We start from the raw sequence: 15,456 nt of genomic DNA, 5'->3' as shown, positions 1-15,456 counted from the left end.
GCACTCAGTGCGCGCGGGGCGGCAGTTCTTCCGAGAACAGTTCGTCCTCGGCATCCGGGCTCACCGGGATCTTGTGTTCCTCGGCGGCCCAGGCCCCCAGATCAATCAGTTTGCAACGGTCGGAACAGAACGGCCGATGGGTGCTGGCCGCGGTCCATTCCACGGGGGCGCCACAAGTAGGGCATTCGACGGTCAGGGGTTGGCTCATGACTGGCCTCCACGCAAAGTTAAGTAAAAGTGATGCAGGCGCTCGACTTCGCTGCGCAACCAGGCCTGGTCGCGGTCGTTGACCAGCACATCGTCGGCGTGACGCAGACGCTCCTCCCGGCTGGCCTGGGCCTGGAGAATCGCCCGGACCTGCTGTTCGCTGGTCCGGTCCCGTTGCAGGGTGCGTTCAATCTGCAACTGTTGCGGCACATCGATCACCAGGATCCGCTGGGTCATCCGTGACTGGCCCGACTCGATCAACAGCGGTGACACCAGGATCGCGTAGGGCGATTCGGCGCGGGCCAGATGCGTGGCGATCTCCTCGGCGATCAGCGGATGCAGCAGCGCTTCCAGCCAGCGCCGTTGCTCGGGGATCTCGAAGATCAACTTGCGCAACGCGGCGCGATCCAGTTGGCCATCGGCCTGTAGCACGCCCTGGCCGAAGTGGCGGGCAATCTGTTCCAGGGCCGGGCGCCCGGGTTCCACCACCCAGCGTGCGGCGTGATCGGCATCGATCACATGCACGCCCAGGTCGATGAAATGCTGGGCGGCAGCGCTTTTGCCACTGCCGATGCCGCCGGTCAGGCCAAGGGTCCAGGGTGTGTGAGGGGAGCGAGTCATTGTAAGCCGACAGCCTGCAGATAGAAGTCGGTCATTTGACCACTCCAGAGCAAGGCAATCCAGCCGGCAATGGCCAGAAAGGGGCCAAAGGGGATCGGCGTCGAGATTTTGTCCCGGTTCAGGCGCAGCATGAGGGTGCCGACGATGGCGCCCACCAGTGAGGAGAGGAGCAGGGTCAGCGGCAGCACCTGCCAGCCGCCCCAGGCTCCCAGCATCGCCAGCAGCTTGAAGTCGCCGTGCCCCATACCGTCCTTGCCGGTCAGCAGCTTGAACAGCCAGAACACCGACCACAGGCTCAGGTAACCCAGCACCGCCCCCCACAGGGCATCGCCCAGGCTGACCAGCAGCCCGAAGCTGTTGGCGATCAGTCCCAGCCACAGCAACGGCAATACCAGCACGTCGGGCAGTAGCTGGTGGTCGGCATCGATCAGGCTCATGGCGATCAGCCCCCAGCTGAAGATCAGCAGCAGGCCCGCCTGCCAGCCGAAGCCGAAGTGCCAGGCAACGAAGGCCGAGATCAACCCGCAGGCCAGCTCGGTCAGCGGGTAGCGGGGGCTGATGGCGGCCTTGCAATGGCGGCAACGGCCCCGCAGACACAGGTAACTGAGCAGGGGAATGTTCTCCCAGGGGCGGATTGGCTGTGCGCAATGCGGGCACTGGGAGTGGGGCAGCAGCAGGTTATAGGGCGCACCCGCAGGCTCCGGGGGCAACCCCAGCACTTCGTGGGCCTGTGCTCGCCAGTCGCGTTCGAGCATCTTCGGCAGGCGCCACACCAGCACATTGAGAAAGCTGCCGACCAGCAGCCCCAGGATCAGGGCGGCCGATACGAAAGCCAGGGGGTAGAGGGTCAGGACTTCAGTCAAGGACATGTTCAGATCGCTGTACCGAGTTGAAAGACAGGCAGGTACATGGCCACCACCAGGGCGCCGACGATACTGCCCAGAAGCACCATGATCAACGGCTCCATGAGACGGGTCAGGCTGTCCACCAGGTGGTCCACCTCGACTTCATAGTGGCTCGCGACCTTTTCCAGCAAGTGGTCCAGGGTTCCCGACTCTTCCCCGATGGCGGTCATCTGCACCGCCATGCCAGGGAAGACGCCGCTGGCGCGCATGGCAAAGTGCAGTTGCATGCCGCTGGCCACCTGCTGGCGAATGCGCTCCACCGCTTGCTGGAACACCCCATTGCCGCTGGCTCTGGCCACCGAATCCAGAGCCTGCACCAGCGGCACCCCGGAAGCGAAGGTGGTAGCCAGGGTCCGGGCATAGCGCGCCACGGCGGATTTTTGCATCAGTGGGCCGGCCAGGGGCAAGCTCAGCAGCCCCGAATCCACTCTGTCCCGCAGGCGCGCCGAGCGTCGATAGGCCTGGATCAGACCGACGCCGACCAGCAGGCTGGCGGCGAGCAAGAGTCCACCGTGGCGCTGGAGCAGGTGCGAGAGGTTGATCACCCATTGAGTGAGCGGCGGCAGCTCGGCGTCGAACCCGGCGAACAGGCTCTGGAACTGGGGCACCACTTTGAGCAACAGGATGCTGCTGACGATGACTGCCACTCCGATCACCGCCAGCGGATAGACCATGGCTTGCTTGACCCGGGCCTTGAGGCTTTCGCTCTTTTCCTTGTGGGTCGCGACACGCTCCAGCAGCGTGTCCAGGGCCCCGGCCTGCTCGCCGGCGTCCACCAGATTGCAGTACAGCGCATCGAAGTGGCGTGGATGCTGGCGCAGTGCGGTCGCCAGGCTGGAACCGGCCTCGATTTCGCGCTTGAGGCTGGCCAGCAGCTGGCGCATCAGGGGCTGTTCAAAGCTGTCGGCAATGATGTCGAAGGCCTGCAGCAGCGGTACACCTGCCTGCATCAACGTGGCCAGTTGGCGAGTGAACAGGGCGATCTCCCGGGGGCTGATCCCTTGGCCCAGTCGGGGCCAGGCCCTTGGCTTGCGGCGCACCCGGGTCGGGGTGATGCCCTGCTTGCGCAGCAGGGCCCTGATCAGTAGCGGATTGGCAGCGCTCAGTTCGCCGCGCATCACCTGGCCCTGGCCGTCGATGCCATGCCAGACATAGACACTGGTCGTGTGAGCTTTTGCCGCCATGCTTGGATCCTTGGGCAGGGGAGGATTTTGGTCGCGCGGGCCGGCCGCACCTGTTGAAGCCTAGCTGCGGGGCAACTGCCGAGCAGGGTCATGAGGTGACGAAATTTGTCAGTTTGTGCGACTTCTTGCGCTCAAGGCCAAGGGCTATCACCTCTACAGCCCACGTATTCCGAGGGGCGGGCCCTGGCACAGGGAATGCTTCAGGTCTTGCTGACGATCCACAGAGCATTGTTGCCAGGAGGCAAATCCATGAAACATCAATCCGCTTTTACCCTGATCGAATTACTCGTGGTGGTGGCCATCATTGGCGTTCTCGCCATGGTGGCGATGCCGCTGTACGCCCAGTATCAGGCCCGGGCCAAGGTGATTGCCGCGTTGGCCGAGATCTCGGCGCTCAGGGTGAATGTCGAGGACCTGCTGAACCAGGGGACCGACCCGACCCTGGCCCTGATTGGAGGCACGGCCCAGACCGCCAACTGCCGGATGAGCGCCGCTGGTAGCGCGGCCTCAGGTGAAGGGAGCATTGGTTGCACCCTCCTCAATGCCCCCGGAGCGGTGCTGAACAAGACCCTGCTGCTGACCCGCACGGCGGCTTCCGGATGGACCTGCAGCACCACGGTGGAGGCCGATTATGCGCCCAAGGGCTGCATGGCGGAGGACGCTTGAAGCCTGACCTGGCGTTTGGGCGCGGGCCACCCGGATCGCTCAGGGAAAAAACCGCAACTTGCATGCAGACTTTTGAGCGGTCGTGCATTTTGCATGCTGTCGCTTTTTTGGTTTTTATATAAGTCATTGTTTTATAACAAATATTTTTGTCGACTGAACTTGGCATAGCACCTGCAATATCCCCGGTAACCCTGCTGCCAGGACCTGGAGCAGGCTTTCTCAAAGAACAGGAGTTATTCGTATGAAGAAGTTTGCTATCGCTGCCGCAACTGCTACCGCTCTGACCCTGACCATGGCTAACGCAGCTTTTGCGCAGACTACTCAAAGCACCCAGTCGCCCATGGTTGTGGCTGCCGGTGAAGTGACCAAGGCCAAAGAGGTGACCTCCGATACCTGGATCACCACCAAAGTGAAAAGTGATCTGGTTACCGAGAAAGGCATTCCTGGCACCGACATCAAGGTCGAAACCAACAAGGGCGTGGTGTCGCTGTCGTCCACCGTCGCGATCACCGAATCGCAGAAGGCCACTGCAGTGGCAATCACCAAGAAAATCAAAGGCGTCAAGGCAGTCTCCGCTGACGGCCTGAAAGCCGAGTAAGACTCCAGCTTCTCGCCTGGACAGGGAGAGGAAGCGGTAGACGGACCCAGTTACAGGTCTGCCGCTTCTTTCATGGGTTCATGCGGAAGATCACAAGGATGTGATCATTACAGGCCCCGGCACTGCGTGTCGGGGCCTGTTCTATTGTGGGGGGCTTGTTGCGGACCCGATGGTGGGGCGCAGCTTATTCGCTGTCCAGATGCAGCGGCGTGACCACCTTGCCGTCGCTCTCGGCCTGGCCCAGGTTGGCATCGATGAAATAAACGCGGTCGTCGGCCAACTGGCCCTTGTCCACCAGGAAGTCCTTGATGCTGCTGGCCCGTTCCTGGCCCAGTTGGCGCAGCAACACCTCGCTGCCGCTCCAGAACTTGATCAGACCTTCACGCAGCTTGGCGCTGCGTTCGTCGCGGCTGAGCTGCTCCCATTCTGCCGGAGGCTGTTGTTTCAGGCGGGTACGGTAGATGCCTTCCAGCAACGGCGTCTTCTCGCCTTCGGGAACTTGCAGCAGGGACGCCTGGGCCGGAACCTTGTCGCCGCGTCGCTGGAGGATCTTGTAGTAGTTGTACTGGTATTCCCGCTCCAGGCGCTGTTCGGCGATCAATGGACCGTCGCTGCTCTGGGCGCTGGTGCCTTCGATTTCCAGGCGCAGGGTCGGACGTTCCTTGAGGGCCTTGGCCAGGGTGGTCAAGGTCGATTCCGACTCCTTGCTCAGTTCGCTGGAACCGGGAGCGAAGGAGACGTTGCTCAAGTCTTCCGAGCCGCCGCCGGAGATCAGGCCGCCGATGAACTTGAAGGGTGCTTCGGCCGCGCGCAGTACCAGATTGCGCAAGGTCTGCCAGACGATAGGCATGACGCTGAACTGCGGGTTGTTCAAGTCGCCGGAGATCGGCAATTCGATGGAAATCTTGCCGTCGGTGTCCTTGAGCAACGCCACGGCTAGACGGATCGGCAGGTCCACGGCATCCGGGCTGTCGACCTTCTCGCCCAACTGCAACTGCTCGACCACCAGCTTGTTCTCGGCCTTGAGTTGGCCCTTGGTGATCATGTAGTGCAGGTCGAGGTTGAGCCGACCCTTGCGAATGCGGAAGCCCGCGAACTTGCCGGAGTAGGGGGTCAGGGTGGTCAACTCCACCCGTTTGAAGCTGGTGGCGATATCCAGGGCGGCCATTGGATCAAACGGGTTGACGCTGCCCTTGATGGTCACCGGCGCGTAGCGGTCGACCTTGCCCTTGACGTCCACGTCCGCTGGCTTGGCCTGGCGGCTGTCGATGGTGCCGACATGGCCGTTTAGCTGCTGGATGGCAGTGGCGAAGTTGGGTGTCAGGCTCAGGTCGGCGAAGTTGGCCGAACCATCATTGATGGCGATTTCACCAATGTGAATACCCAGTGGCTTGCTGGAGCCGGGGGCGGACTTGCCCGAGGGTTTTCCGCCCGCGCCTGCCGGTTGTGGAATCAGCAGGTCGTCGATGTTGGTGGTGCGGTCATCGTTGATGATGAAGCGCGCATAGGGCTGCATCAGGTTGACCCGGCTGATGCTCAGGCTGTCACCGTGCTGATAGTTCAGACCTTCGACCACCACCTGCTTCCATTTGACGAAGTCGCGGGTCTTGAGGGTGTCCAGGGTGTGCAACTGATCCACTTCGGCACGGCCGGTGATGCTGAACGTCAGCGGCTCGACTTTCTTCAGGTCTACGGCCAGGTCGCTGCCGAGCATGCCACTACGCAATTCCAGACGAATGAAGGGGCTGATGTAGGACTGGGCGATCCGCAGGTCGATGTCCTTGGTCTGCACCTTGAGCTTGGCGGTGATGGGGTTGAGATTGACCTCGCCACTGGCGCTGACCTTGCCTTGCTTGCCCAGGCCGGTATCGAGCTTGAGGGTAAAAGGCGACTGGTTGAGGCTGTCGAAGTTCTTCAGGTCGAGGTTCAGCGGGCCCACATCCAGGGCCACGGCCGGCTTGGCCTTGCGATCGGCCAGGTGCACCTGGTAATTGCGCAGCTCTACATCCTTGAGCAGCACCTGCCAGGGCTTGCTGGGTGTTGCAGCCACCTTGGGGGAATCGGCGGCGGCCGGTTGTGGCTTGGGGGCTGGCTTGGCGGGTTGGCTGGCAAAGAGGTTTTGCCAGTCGAGCTGGCCATCGGCTTCAAGGGCGGCCCAGGTTTCCAGCTTCTGGCTGCGGATCTTGCCAACGATCACCTGCTGCTTGGCCAGGTCCACGCTGGTTTCGCTCACCTCCAGGCGCTCCAGGCGCGCCAGTGGCCGTCCATCCGGAGCCTTGATGGCGAAGGGCGCGACGCTGATGGAGGTGTTGTCCAGCAGCAGCTCGGTTTCCTTGGCCAGGCTGAATTTGTAGTGGGTGCTGAGGTTGACCACCCCGTCTTCCAGTACCAGTGGCACTGCGTCGCGCACGTAGGGCCACCAGGCTTTCATCTTGCCGTCGCTGACTTTCAGAGTGCCTTCGGAAGTCAGCGGGATGACGCTGAAGTTGCCGCTCCAGTCGATCTGTCCGCCTTCTGGCCCAGTAGCGACCAGGGTCATGTCGGCGCTGTCGTCCGGCAGGGTGCTGAGGTTCTTCAGTTCGAAATCGAGCTTGTTGTAGATGAACTCGATGGGCTCGCTGGGGCGCAGATCCTGAAAGTGCAGGTAGCCGCCGGCCAGCTTGATGCGCTCGATGCGTACCGGAAACGGTTTGGCGTTGGGATCGCTCGGGGTCGGCTCGCTGGCGGGCAGCTTGAACAGCGCCAGGAGGTTGAGCTTGCCGTCCTTGTCAAAGAGGATTTCGGTCTTGGGCTGGTCCAGTTCGACATCTGCCAGGTGCAGGGCGCGGGTCCACAGACTGTCCAGTTGCAGGTTGGCGTAGAGGCGCTCGAAGGCCACCTGCTCCTTGCCCGGCTCGCCGATGCTCAGGCCCCAGACGGTCAGCTCCAGGCTGAAGGGGTTGAGTTCGATGCGTTGGATATGGGCTGGGGTCGTGGCGTAATTGGCCAGTTGCTGATTGGCCACCCGCAAGGCAATGCCCGGCAGAATCAGAAAGCCCAGCAGACTGTAAAGGGCGAGAGCGGTCAACAAGGCGCAAAGAGCGCGAATCAATCCTTTGGTCATGCGAGGCTTCATCTATCTGACTCGGAAGTGCCTTGGAGTATGGCACGCGTTTACGGTTCCGAAACCAATCCAGTCTTCAGGAATATTCAGATTTCCTGCGCTCGATCAAAGTTGCAGGACCAGGGTTTTCAACGGCGGCTGGCCGTCATGGGAAGGGAAGTCCGCGGCAGGTGTCAGGACCTGGCAATCGCGCACCGGGCGCCCGGCTTTTTCGGCACAGCGCAACACTTGTTCGCGCCACTGCGACATCGGCACCTTGGCCAGATTGTTACAGCAGATCAACACACCGTCTTCGGCCGTGGCCAGCAGCGCCGGCTTCAGTAGGCTCTGGTAGTCGCGCAGCAGGTCGACGGTGCCGAACGCACTCTTGGCCCAGGCCGGAGGGTCCAGCAGCACCAGGTCATATTGGCGTTGCTCAAGGCGTGGGTAGCCAGGCAGTTTCTGGCCGCGTCGCTGGCTGATGGGCAGGCCCGCCAACTGGCGGATCGCCGGGAAGTAATCCGACTGCACGAACTGCATCTCGGGCAGGTGCGGGTTGAGCCTGCCGTTCTCCCGACCTACCGCCAGGTTGCCTTCGGCGAAGTCCAGATTGCATACCTCCCGGGCACCACCGGCTGCGGCACAGAGGCCGACGCCGCAGGTATAGGCAAACAGATTGAGTACGCTCTTTCCGGCGCTGTGCTGCTTGACCCAACCGCGGGCGTTGCGCAGATCGAGGAACAGCAACGGGTCTTGTCCGGCATGACGGCCCCGGACCCGGTAATTCAGCCCCCACTCGTGTCCGATCAGGTCTTCCAGGGCTTGCTCTTCGGCGCGGTACACGCTGTCTTCGCGATCGATGCGCGAGTTGCCTCGGGAGCGGTCGTTGTAGACCAGCAGGGTCGACAGGTTCAGCTGCTGATTGACGATGTCGTGCAATTGCAGCAGCTCATCGCGCTCCAGCGTCTGGTGAAAACTCTGCACCAGCAGTTGGGGGCCGTAGCGGTCGATGGCCAAGCCTCCCGCGCCTTCCTGGCTGCCATGGAACAGACGGTAGCAGTCAGTGCCTTGCTGATGCAGCTCGGCGAGCAGTTCCTGGCGGTGAACGAGGGCGGCGCGCAGCGCCTGATTCAAGGAGGACATGCGGGGCGCCTTGGAGCTGAGGAGTGAGGCGCGGCAGTTTACCAGCGTCCCGCCCCTTGTAGGAGCCAGCTTGCTGGCGAAGGCGATCTCATGGACGCCTCCGCTTGCAAGCCAGCTCCTACACCCGTCTGCCGCGTACAAGCCGGGGGGACCGATCAATCGCAAACCGGCCAGTCGGGTTGTGTTTGAGCACTGGTGTTTTAAAGGCCCATGCGTCGCTTCGCCCGGTGCACCGAGCTGTCGCGTACCGCCCAGCGCAGCATCGGCGTACTGCGTTTGACGCTGGCGCGAATCAGTTGGCGTTGCAGTGGGTTCTGGTTGACGTCGAGCATGGCGCTTGCCCAATCCGGCAGCAGGTCGATACCGGCCTGCATCATCAGGGAGCCAAAGGGCTTGGCCAGTCGGCTGGGGGCGGGAGCGGCCAGGAGCAGGCGCAGCACTTCGTGGCTGCGCTCGTCGCACAGCAGCTGTGGACGCATGGCTTGCAGGTAATCGGCGACGGCCCGCCGTGAGCGGGGTACGTCCCGGGCTCCCAGGCGTTCGGCAATCAGGGCGATCTCGTCGTAGTAGCGATCCTGGTCGGCCCCGGACAGGCGAGGGTTGAGGTAGCGCAGGTGCGCGGCGAGAAAACTGCTGACTTCCGCCACATGCACCCAGGTCAGCAGATCCGGATCGCTGGCGGCATAAGGGCGGCCATCCGGGGCGGTGCCGACGATGTGCAAGTGAATGCCGCGTACTTTGTCGATCAGCCACTCGGCGTCCTGACGGGAGCCGAAGGTGGTGCCGGAAATGAACTGCCCGGTGCGGCGCAGGCGACCGATCATGTCCTGGCGGAAATTCGAGTGGTCCCAGACGCCAGCCAGGGCCAGGGGATGCAGGGCTTGCATCAGCAGGGCACTGATGCCGCCAATCAGCATGCTGCTGAAGTCGGCGTGCACCTGCCAACTGACCGATCCCGGCCCGAACAGGCCGGGGTCGCCCTTGGGGTTTTCCAGGTCGAGTTGGCCCAGCGAGAGGCCGGACAGACTCATGACCTGGCTTTCGATACGGCTGCGAATGAATTCCATGACAGCTCGGTGTGGAGAGTGAAAAAAGGCGCGGCCGTGGCCGCGCCGGTTTCAAGCGTTCAGGCGCTTGTCGATCAGGCCTTCCACCACGCTGGGGTCCGCCAGGGTCGACGTGTCTCCCAGGGTATCCAGCTCGTTGCAGGCGATCTTGCGCAGGATACGCCGCATGATCTTGCCCGAGCGAGTTTTCGGCAGGGCCGGTGCCCACTGGATCGGCTCCGGTTTGGCAAAGCTGCCGATCTCGCGGCTGACCAGCGCCAGCAGTTCCTTCTTCAGTTCCTCGCTGGGTTCGACACCTTGCATGGGCGTGACGAAGGCATAGATCCCCTGGCCCTTGAGGTCGTGGGGGTAACCGACCACGGCGGCCTCGGCGATGCTGTCGTGGAGCACCAGCGCGCTTTCCACTTCGGCGGTGCCGATGCGGTGCCCGGAAACGTTGATCACGTCATCGATGCGTCCGGTGATCCAGTAGCTGCCATCCTCGTCGCGTCGGGCACCGTCGCCGGTGAAGTAGTAGCCGGGGTAAGGCGCGAAGTAGGTTTCGACCATGCGCTTGGGATCGCCATAGACGCTGCGGATCTGGGCCGGCCAGCTGGCCTTGATTGCCAGGATGCCGCTGCCGACGCCCTGGATTTCCTTGCCTTGGTCGTCCAGCAGTACCGGTTGTACGCCGAACATCGGGGTCGAGGCGCAGCCGGGTTTGACCTGCCGGGCGCTGACCAGGGGGCTGAGCATGATGCCGCCGGTCTCGGTCTGCCACCAGGTATCGACAATCGGGCAGCGCTGCTCGCCCACGACATTGAAGTACCACTCCCAGGCTTCCGGGTTGATCGGTTCGCCGACACTGCCCAAGAGCCGCAGGCTGCTGCGGGAAGTGCGTTGCACGGGGGCGCTGCCTTCGCGCATCAGGGCACGTAGGGCGGTGGGCGCGGTGTAGAAGATATTGACCTGGTGCTTGTCCACCACTTCCCAGAAGCGCGAGGTGCTCGGGTAGTTGGGCACGCCTTCGAAGATCAGCGTGGTCGCGCCGTTGGCCAGTGGGCCGTAGAGGATGTAGCTGTGGCCAGTGACCCAACCGACGTCGGCGGTGCACCAGAAAACCTCGCTGTCGCGGTAGTCCAGCACGTACTTGAAGGTCATCGCCGCCTGCAGCAGATAGCCGCCCGTGGTGTGCAGCACGCCCTTGGGTTTGCCGGTGCTGCCGGAGGTGTAGAGGATGAACAACGGGTCTTCGGCGTCCATCGGTTCGGCGGGGCACTGGTCGCTGGCCGTGGCTACAGCCTGCTCGTAGTGGATGTCGCGGCCTTCCACCCAGTTCACCGGGCTGCCGGTGCGTTCGACCACCACCACGCTGCTGACATCGGGGCAACTGAGCAGGGCCTTGTCGACGTTGTTCTTCAGCGGAATCAATTTGCCGCCGCGCACGCCTTCATCGGCGGTGATCACGGTGTGGCAGTCGGCATTGAGGATTCGATCACGCAGGGCTTCCGGCGAGAAGCCGCCGAACACCACCGAATGCACGGCACCGATCCGGGTGCAGGCAAGCATGGCGTAGGCCACTTCGGGAATCATCGGCATGTAGATGCACACCCGGTCGCCTTTCTTCACGCCGCGGCTTTTCAGCACGTTGGCCAGGCGGCAGACATGCCCGTGAAGTTCTTTGTAGGTGATGCGCTTGGAGTCGGCGGGGTTGTCGCCTTCCCAGATGATGGCTGGCTGATCGCCGCGTTTTTCCAGATGACGATCGATGCAGTTGTAGCTGACGTTGAGCTGGCCGCCGCTGAACCAGCTGGCCTCGCCGGTGCGCATGTCGTGGCTGTGCACGCTGTCCCAGGGGCTGCTCCAGTGCAGGAAGCGCTTGGCCTGCTCGGCCCAGAACTGGTCCGGCTGTTCTATGGATTGACGGTAGAGGTGCTGGTAGTCGTCCTGACTCATTTGCGCCGCCCGGCGGACGGCATCGGCTTTGGGAAAAGTGCTGATATCGAACATGACGGTTCCTTATTCTTGTTTTGCGACAAGTCATAAGGTTGCGCACAAGTGTCAGGAAGGTTCAAGGGGGCAGGGCCGGGGCCCGGACAGGAGCCGGCTGGGCCGGCTCCTGGGAAGGCAAGGTCGATCAGCCGCGGTGACGGCCGCGGAAGTAGTTGATCAGGCCTTGGGTCGATGCGTCGTCGGCCAGGGTTTCATCGCTGCCAACCAGGCGGTTGTAGACACCTTTGCCCAGCTCCTTGCCGAGCTCTACGCCCCACTGGTCGAAAGCGTTGATGCCCCAGACCACGCTTTGCACGAAGACCTTGTGCTCGTACAGCGCTACCAGGGCGCCCAGGCGCCGTGGGCTGATGCGTTCCACCACCAGGGTGTTGCTCGGACGGTTGCCGGGAATCACCTTGTGCGGCGCCAGTTTCGCCACGTCGGCTTCGCTCAGGCCTTTCTCGCGCAGTTCGCTCTCGGCTTCGGCGCGGGTCTTGCCCAGCATCAGCGCCTGGCTCTGGGACAGGCAGTTGGCGTACAGCCATTGATGATGGTCGGCGACCGGGTTGAAGCTGACGATCGGCACGATGAAGTCGGCCGGAATCAGCTGGGTGCCCTGGTGCAGCAACTGGTGATAGGCGTGCTGGCCGTTGCAACCGACGCCGCCCCAGATCACCGGGCCAGTGTCGGTGGCCACCGGCGTGCCGTCCTGGCGCACGCTCTTGCCGTTGGATTCCATGTCCAACTGCTGCAGGTGCTTGGTGATGTTGCGCAGGTAGTGGTCGTACGGCAGGATCGCGTGGCTTTGCGCGCCCCAGAAGTTGCCGTACCACACCCCCAGCAGGGCCAGCAGCACCGGCATGTTCTGTTCGAACGGCGCGCTCTGGAAATGCTGGTCCATGGTATAGGCACCGGACAGCAGTTCCTTGAAGTTGGACATGCCGATGGCCAGGGCGATCGGCAGGCCGATGGCGGACCACAGCGAGTAGCGGCCACCCACCCAGTCCCACATCGGGAAGATGTTTTCTTCGCGAATCCCGAAGGCTACCGCGGCGGCGTTGTTGCTCGATACGGCAATGAAGTGGCGATGCAGTTCGGCTTCGGAGCCGCCTTGTGCCAGATACCAGGCCCGCGCGGCTTGGGCGTTCTTCAGGGTTTCGAGGGTATTGAAGGACTTGGAGGACACGATGAACAGCGTTGTTTCCGCGCGGATCTTCGCCGAAAGCTCGTGGAACTCACTGCCGTCGATGTTCGCCAGGTAGTGGCAGCGCACGCCTTTCTGGGCGTAGGACAGCAGGGCTTCGGAGACCAGCTCCGGACCAAGGAAGGAGCCGCCGATGCCGATGTTCACCACGTCGGTGATGGGTTTTTCGGTGTAGCCGCGCCACAGGCCGTCGTGGATGCGCCCGACCAGTTCGGTGATCTGGTTCAGGACCTTGTGCACTTCGGGCATCACGTTGACGCCGTTCACCGACAGCTTGTCGCCAACCGGACGGCGCAGCGCGGTGTGCAGGGCCGGGCGGCCTTCAGAGGCGTTGACCGGCTCGCCGGTGAGCATGGACTTGATGGCATCGGCCAGGCCGACTTCCTTGGCCAGGTTCACCAGCAGGTCGCGGGTCTGGCTGGTGATCAGGTTCTTCGAGTAATCGAGAAACAGTCCGCAGCTGCTCAGGGTGAATTGGCTGAAGCGCTGTGGATCGGCATTGAACGCCTCGCGCATGCTGAAATCCTGCATGGCTTGGCGGTGGTCTTTCAACGCTTGCCAGGCGGGCAGAGCGGTAACGTCGTGAGGAGTGCGGTAGTACGCCATCGCTGCGGTTTTCCTTTTGCTTGAACTGCCTTTTGGACACTGAAAAGCCTGGAACGTCGTGCATGGTCCCAAGGACCTCGTTCGCTCAGCCCTGTGCTGATTCGATTAATCACCCAGGGCGATAACAGTAACCCCGGCGTGCTGTTCTGTCTTGGCTTTGTCCGACTTGTGGCCGGTACTATTTTGTACTAGCGCAGCCAATCAGGGCGGCAAAGAGGTTTTCAGTGGGAATAATAGGGGGTGAATCGGCTGGCCTGGGCCGGGAACCCGGTTCTGGCAAGGTCCCGTGCATCACCGGGGAAGTCTCTGCAACCTGTGCGGCAGAAGCTTGAGCCACTTGGTTGCACCTTGGGCAAGACGGCATGCATGGACGTTCCTCGCTCGGGTCCTCGAACGGGGCTTGCAGTATTGGCTGCAGGCCCCAGCCGGCGGCAGTTTGCCCGAAGGTTGGGGTTCGGGCAATCGGGTGCTTATGCCGGTGTATCGAGGTCCAGATGCAAGTTGTCGATCAGACGGGTGGAGCCCAGATACGCCGCGACCAGAATCACCAGGTCGCGGTCTTCGGCGGTGGCGGGACGCAGGTTTTTCCCGTGACGGATTTCCAGGTAGTCCCGGCGCAGGCCGGCGGCTTCCAGTTGCTGCTGTTGCTCGGCCAGCAGCTTCGGATAATCGCGTTCGCCACTGCGGATGGCCTGGGCAATCTGCTTCAGGCTGCGGTACAGCGCCGGGGCGATGGCACGCTGTTCCGGGCTCAGGTAACCGTTGCGCGAGGACAGCGCCAGGCCGTCGTCGGCGCGTACGGTCGGTTCGCCAATGATCTGGATCGGCATGTTCAAGTCATGCACCAGGGCGCGAATGACGGCCAGTTGCTGGTAGTCCTTCTGGCCGAATACCGCCAGATCGGGCTGGACCATGTTGAACAGCTTGCTGACCACCGTGGCCACGCCCTCGAAATGACCGGGACGGCTGGCACCGCACAGGCCTTCGGACAGTTGTGGCACGCTGACTCGGGTCTGTCCGGCCATGCCGTCGGGGTACATTTCTTCGACGTTGGGGGCGAACAGCAGATGGCAGCCGGCTTCGAGCAGCTTTTCCTGATCGGCGGCCAGGGTCCGCGGGTACTTGTCCAGGTCTTCGCCGGCGCCGAATTGCAGCGGGTTGACGAAGATGCTCGCGACCACGAAATCCACGCGCTGAGCTGCCTTGGCCACCAGCGCGGCGTGGCCGCTGTGCAGGTTGCCCATGGTGGGCACGAAGCCGATCCGCTTGCCGTCGCTGCGGGCGCGAGCGACCGCGGCGCGCAATTCGCGCACGGTTTTAACTGTATTCATGCAGAGAACCCATGTTCGGCGCCTGGAAAGGTAACGGCTTTGACTTCTGCGACGTAGGCGCTCAAGGCCGCCTGGATGCTGTCTTGGCCGGCCATGAAGTTTTTCACGAACTTGGGTGAGCGACCGCTCAGGGACAGGCCCAGCATGTCGTGGAGCACCAGCACCTGGCCGTCGGTGGCGCTGCCGGCGCCGATGCCGATCACCGGGATCTTCACCGCCTGGGTGATTTCCGCGGCCAGTTCACTGGGCACGCATTCCAGCAGCAACATGGCAGCACCGGCCTGCTCCAGTGCAATGGCATCGGCACGCATCTGCCGCGCCTGGCTCTCGTTGCGCCCCTGGACCTTGTAGCCGCCCAGGACATTCACGGTCTGTGGCGTCAGCCCCATGTGCACGCACACCGGAACACCGCGCTCGTTCAGCAGGCGAACCGATTCGGCCAGCCAGGCCGCGCCTTCGATCTTGACCATGTGCGCGCCGGCCTGCATCAGCTGGGCGGAACTGCTCAGCGCTTGTTCGGGGGTGGCGTAGGACATGAAAGGCAGGTCGGCGAGGATCAGTGCCCCGTTGTTGCCGCGCTTGACCGCTGCGACGTGATAGGCCATGTCGGCGTTGCTGACGGGCAGGGTGCTGTCGTGCCCTTGCAACACCATGCCCAGGGAGTCGCCTACCAGCAGGACTTCGACACCGGCCTCACAGCAGGTGTGGGCGAAGGTCGCGTCATAGCAGGTCAGCATGGTGATTTTTTCACCTTTCTGCTTGAGGCTTTGCAGGGTGGTCAGAGTGATGTCTGGCATGAAAAGGGGTCCTCATTTCAGGCGCTTTGGAAACTACTGCGAGTAACGCGCGTGATTCTTCGTTTTTCAGGCGC

The 15,456-nt window shown here is 62.7% G+C and carries 13 protein-coding genes; 2 read left to right on the top strand and 11 right to left on the bottom strand.

What is annotated here, in order from left to right; genetic code table 11:
• Positions 1-4 precede the first annotated feature (4 nt).
• The 4 genes from yacG to DNK59_RS29710 are packed head-to-tail and all read right to left on the bottom strand — an operon-like array spanning position 5 to position 2,917.
• On the bottom strand, positions 5-208 hold the full coding sequence (yacG, locus tag DNK59_RS29725; RefSeq protein WP_092309987.1) for a DNA gyrase inhibitor YacG: 204 nt from the start codon (positions 206-208) through the stop codon (positions 5-7).
• Complete coding sequence (gene coaE, locus DNK59_RS29720) at positions 205-828, bottom strand: dephospho-CoA kinase (RefSeq protein WP_092309990.1); 624 nt, start codon at positions 826-828, stop codon at positions 205-207. Before coaE ends, yacG begins: the two co-directional genes overlap by 4 nt.
• Positions 825-1,697, bottom strand: a complete 873-nt coding sequence (locus tag DNK59_RS29715) for an A24 family peptidase (RefSeq protein WP_110725618.1) — start codon at positions 1,695-1,697, stop codon at positions 825-827. The genes coaE and DNK59_RS29715 overlap by 4 nt, the downstream gene beginning before the upstream one ends.
• A 2-nt stretch (positions 1,698-1,699) precedes the next feature.
• Positions 1,700-2,917, bottom strand: a complete 1,218-nt coding sequence (locus DNK59_RS29710) for a type II secretion system F family protein (RefSeq protein WP_110725617.1) — start codon at positions 2,915-2,917, stop codon at positions 1,700-1,702.
• 249 nt (positions 2,918-3,166) lie between these two features.
• On the opposite strand from DNK59_RS29710, the gene DNK59_RS29705 reads away from it, so the two are divergent.
• Together DNK59_RS29705 and DNK59_RS29700 are read left to right on the top strand one after the other, a co-directional pair.
• Positions 3,167-3,583: a pilin gene (locus DNK59_RS29705; protein ID WP_110725616.1), complete on the top strand. Its 417-nt coding sequence runs from the start codon at positions 3,167-3,169 to the stop codon at positions 3,581-3,583.
• Positions 3,584-3,824: 241 nt separating this feature from the next.
• A complete protein-coding gene (locus DNK59_RS29700; protein WP_092310002.1) occupies positions 3,825-4,181 on the top strand; it encodes a BON domain-containing protein in 357 nt (118 codons plus the stop codon).
• Positions 4,182-4,365: 184 nt separating this feature from the next.
• On the opposite strand, the gene DNK59_RS29695 is transcribed toward DNK59_RS29700, so the two are convergent.
• The 7 genes from DNK59_RS29695 to panB all read right to left on the bottom strand — a co-directional run bounded on the left by DNK59_RS29695 (position 4,366) and on the right by panB (position 15,382).
• The gene (locus DNK59_RS29695; RefSeq protein ID WP_110725615.1) at positions 4,366-7,284 is read right to left on the bottom strand and encodes a DUF748 domain-containing protein; all 2,919 of its coding nucleotides are present in this window, start codon (positions 7,282-7,284) and stop codon (positions 4,366-4,368) included.
• Between the two features lie 105 nt (positions 7,285-7,389).
• Positions 7,390-8,406, bottom strand: coding sequence for a class I SAM-dependent rRNA methyltransferase (locus tag DNK59_RS29690; protein ID WP_110725614.1), 1,017 nt, complete (start codon positions 8,404-8,406; stop codon positions 7,390-7,392).
• Between the two features lie 200 nt (positions 8,407-8,606).
• Positions 8,607-9,473: an oxygenase MpaB family protein gene (locus DNK59_RS29685; RefSeq protein WP_092310012.1), complete on the bottom strand. Its 867-nt coding sequence runs from the start codon at positions 9,471-9,473 to the stop codon at positions 8,607-8,609.
• 51 nt (positions 9,474-9,524) lie between these two features.
• Positions 9,525-11,462 carry an acetate--CoA ligase gene (gene acs, locus DNK59_RS29680; RefSeq protein WP_110725613.1) on the bottom strand — a complete coding sequence of 646 codons (1,938 nt, stop codon included), beginning with the start codon at positions 11,460-11,462 and terminating at the stop codon, positions 9,525-9,527.
• Positions 11,463-11,589: 127 nt separating this feature from the next.
• Positions 11,590-13,254 carry a glucose-6-phosphate isomerase gene (gene pgi / locus DNK59_RS29675; RefSeq protein WP_092310018.1) on the bottom strand — a complete coding sequence of 555 codons (1,665 nt, stop codon included), beginning with the start codon at positions 13,252-13,254 and terminating at the stop codon, positions 11,590-11,592.
• A 470-nt stretch (positions 13,255-13,724) separates the two neighbouring features.
• The gene (panC, locus tag DNK59_RS29670) at positions 13,725-14,585 is read right to left on the bottom strand and encodes a pantoate--beta-alanine ligase (RefSeq protein WP_110725612.1); all 861 of its coding nucleotides are present in this window, start codon (positions 14,583-14,585) and stop codon (positions 13,725-13,727) included.
• Entirely contained in the window at positions 14,582-15,382 is an 801-nt protein-coding gene (gene panB, locus DNK59_RS29665) for a 3-methyl-2-oxobutanoate hydroxymethyltransferase (protein WP_060841129.1), read from the bottom strand. Before panB ends, panC begins: the two co-directional genes overlap by 4 nt.
• Between the last annotated feature and the right edge of the window lie 74 nt (positions 15,383-15,456).

It is taken from the genome of Pseudomonas sp. TKO26, from assembly GCF_003225665.1.
GTDB lineage: Bacteria > Pseudomonadota > Gammaproteobacteria > Pseudomonadales > Pseudomonadaceae > Aquipseudomonas > Aquipseudomonas saponiphila.
The sequence above is the reverse complement of the archived record's forward strand: the minus strand, read 5'-3'. Positions and strand labels throughout refer to the sequence as shown.

Excerpts from the sequence above, each read along its gene's own strand:
- yacG (WP_092309987.1), bottom strand. The coding sequence starts at position 208 with ATGAGCCAACCCCTGACCGTCGAATGCCCTACTTGTGGCGCCCCCGTG.
- coaE (WP_092309990.1), bottom strand. The coding sequence starts at position 828 with ATGACTCGCTCCCCTCACACACCCTGGACCCTTGGCCTGACCGGCGGC.
- DNK59_RS29715 (WP_110725618.1), bottom strand. The coding sequence starts at position 1,697 with ATGTCCTTGACTGAAGTCCTGACCCTCTACCCCCTGGCTTTCGTATCG.
- DNK59_RS29710 (WP_110725617.1), bottom strand. The coding sequence starts at position 2,917 with ATGGCGGCAAAAGCTCACACGACCAGTGTCTATGTCTGGCATGGCATC.
- DNK59_RS29705 (WP_110725616.1), top strand. The coding sequence starts at position 3,167 with ATGAAACATCAATCCGCTTTTACCCTGATCGAATTACTCGTGGTGGTG.
- DNK59_RS29700 (WP_092310002.1), top strand. The coding sequence starts at position 3,825 with ATGAAGAAGTTTGCTATCGCTGCCGCAACTGCTACCGCTCTGACCCTG.
- DNK59_RS29695 (WP_110725615.1), bottom strand. The coding sequence starts at position 7,284 with ATGACCAAAGGATTGATTCGCGCTCTTTGCGCCTTGTTGACCGCTCTC.
- DNK59_RS29690 (WP_110725614.1), bottom strand. The coding sequence starts at position 8,406 with ATGTCCTCCTTGAATCAGGCGCTGCGCGCCGCCCTCGTTCACCGCCAG.
- DNK59_RS29685 (WP_092310012.1), bottom strand. The coding sequence starts at position 9,473 with ATGGAATTCATTCGCAGCCGTATCGAAAGCCAGGTCATGAGTCTGTCC.
- acs (WP_110725613.1), bottom strand. The coding sequence starts at position 11,462 with ATGTTCGATATCAGCACTTTTCCCAAAGCCGATGCCGTCCGCCGGGCG.
- pgi (WP_092310018.1), bottom strand. The coding sequence starts at position 13,254 with ATGGCGTACTACCGCACTCCTCACGACGTTACCGCTCTGCCCGCCTGG.
- panC (WP_110725612.1), bottom strand. The coding sequence starts at position 14,585 with ATGAATACAGTTAAAACCGTGCGCGAATTGCGCGCCGCGGTCGCTCGC.
- panB (WP_060841129.1), bottom strand. The coding sequence starts at position 15,382 with ATGCCAGACATCACTCTGACCACCCTGCAAAGCCTCAAGCAGAAAGGT.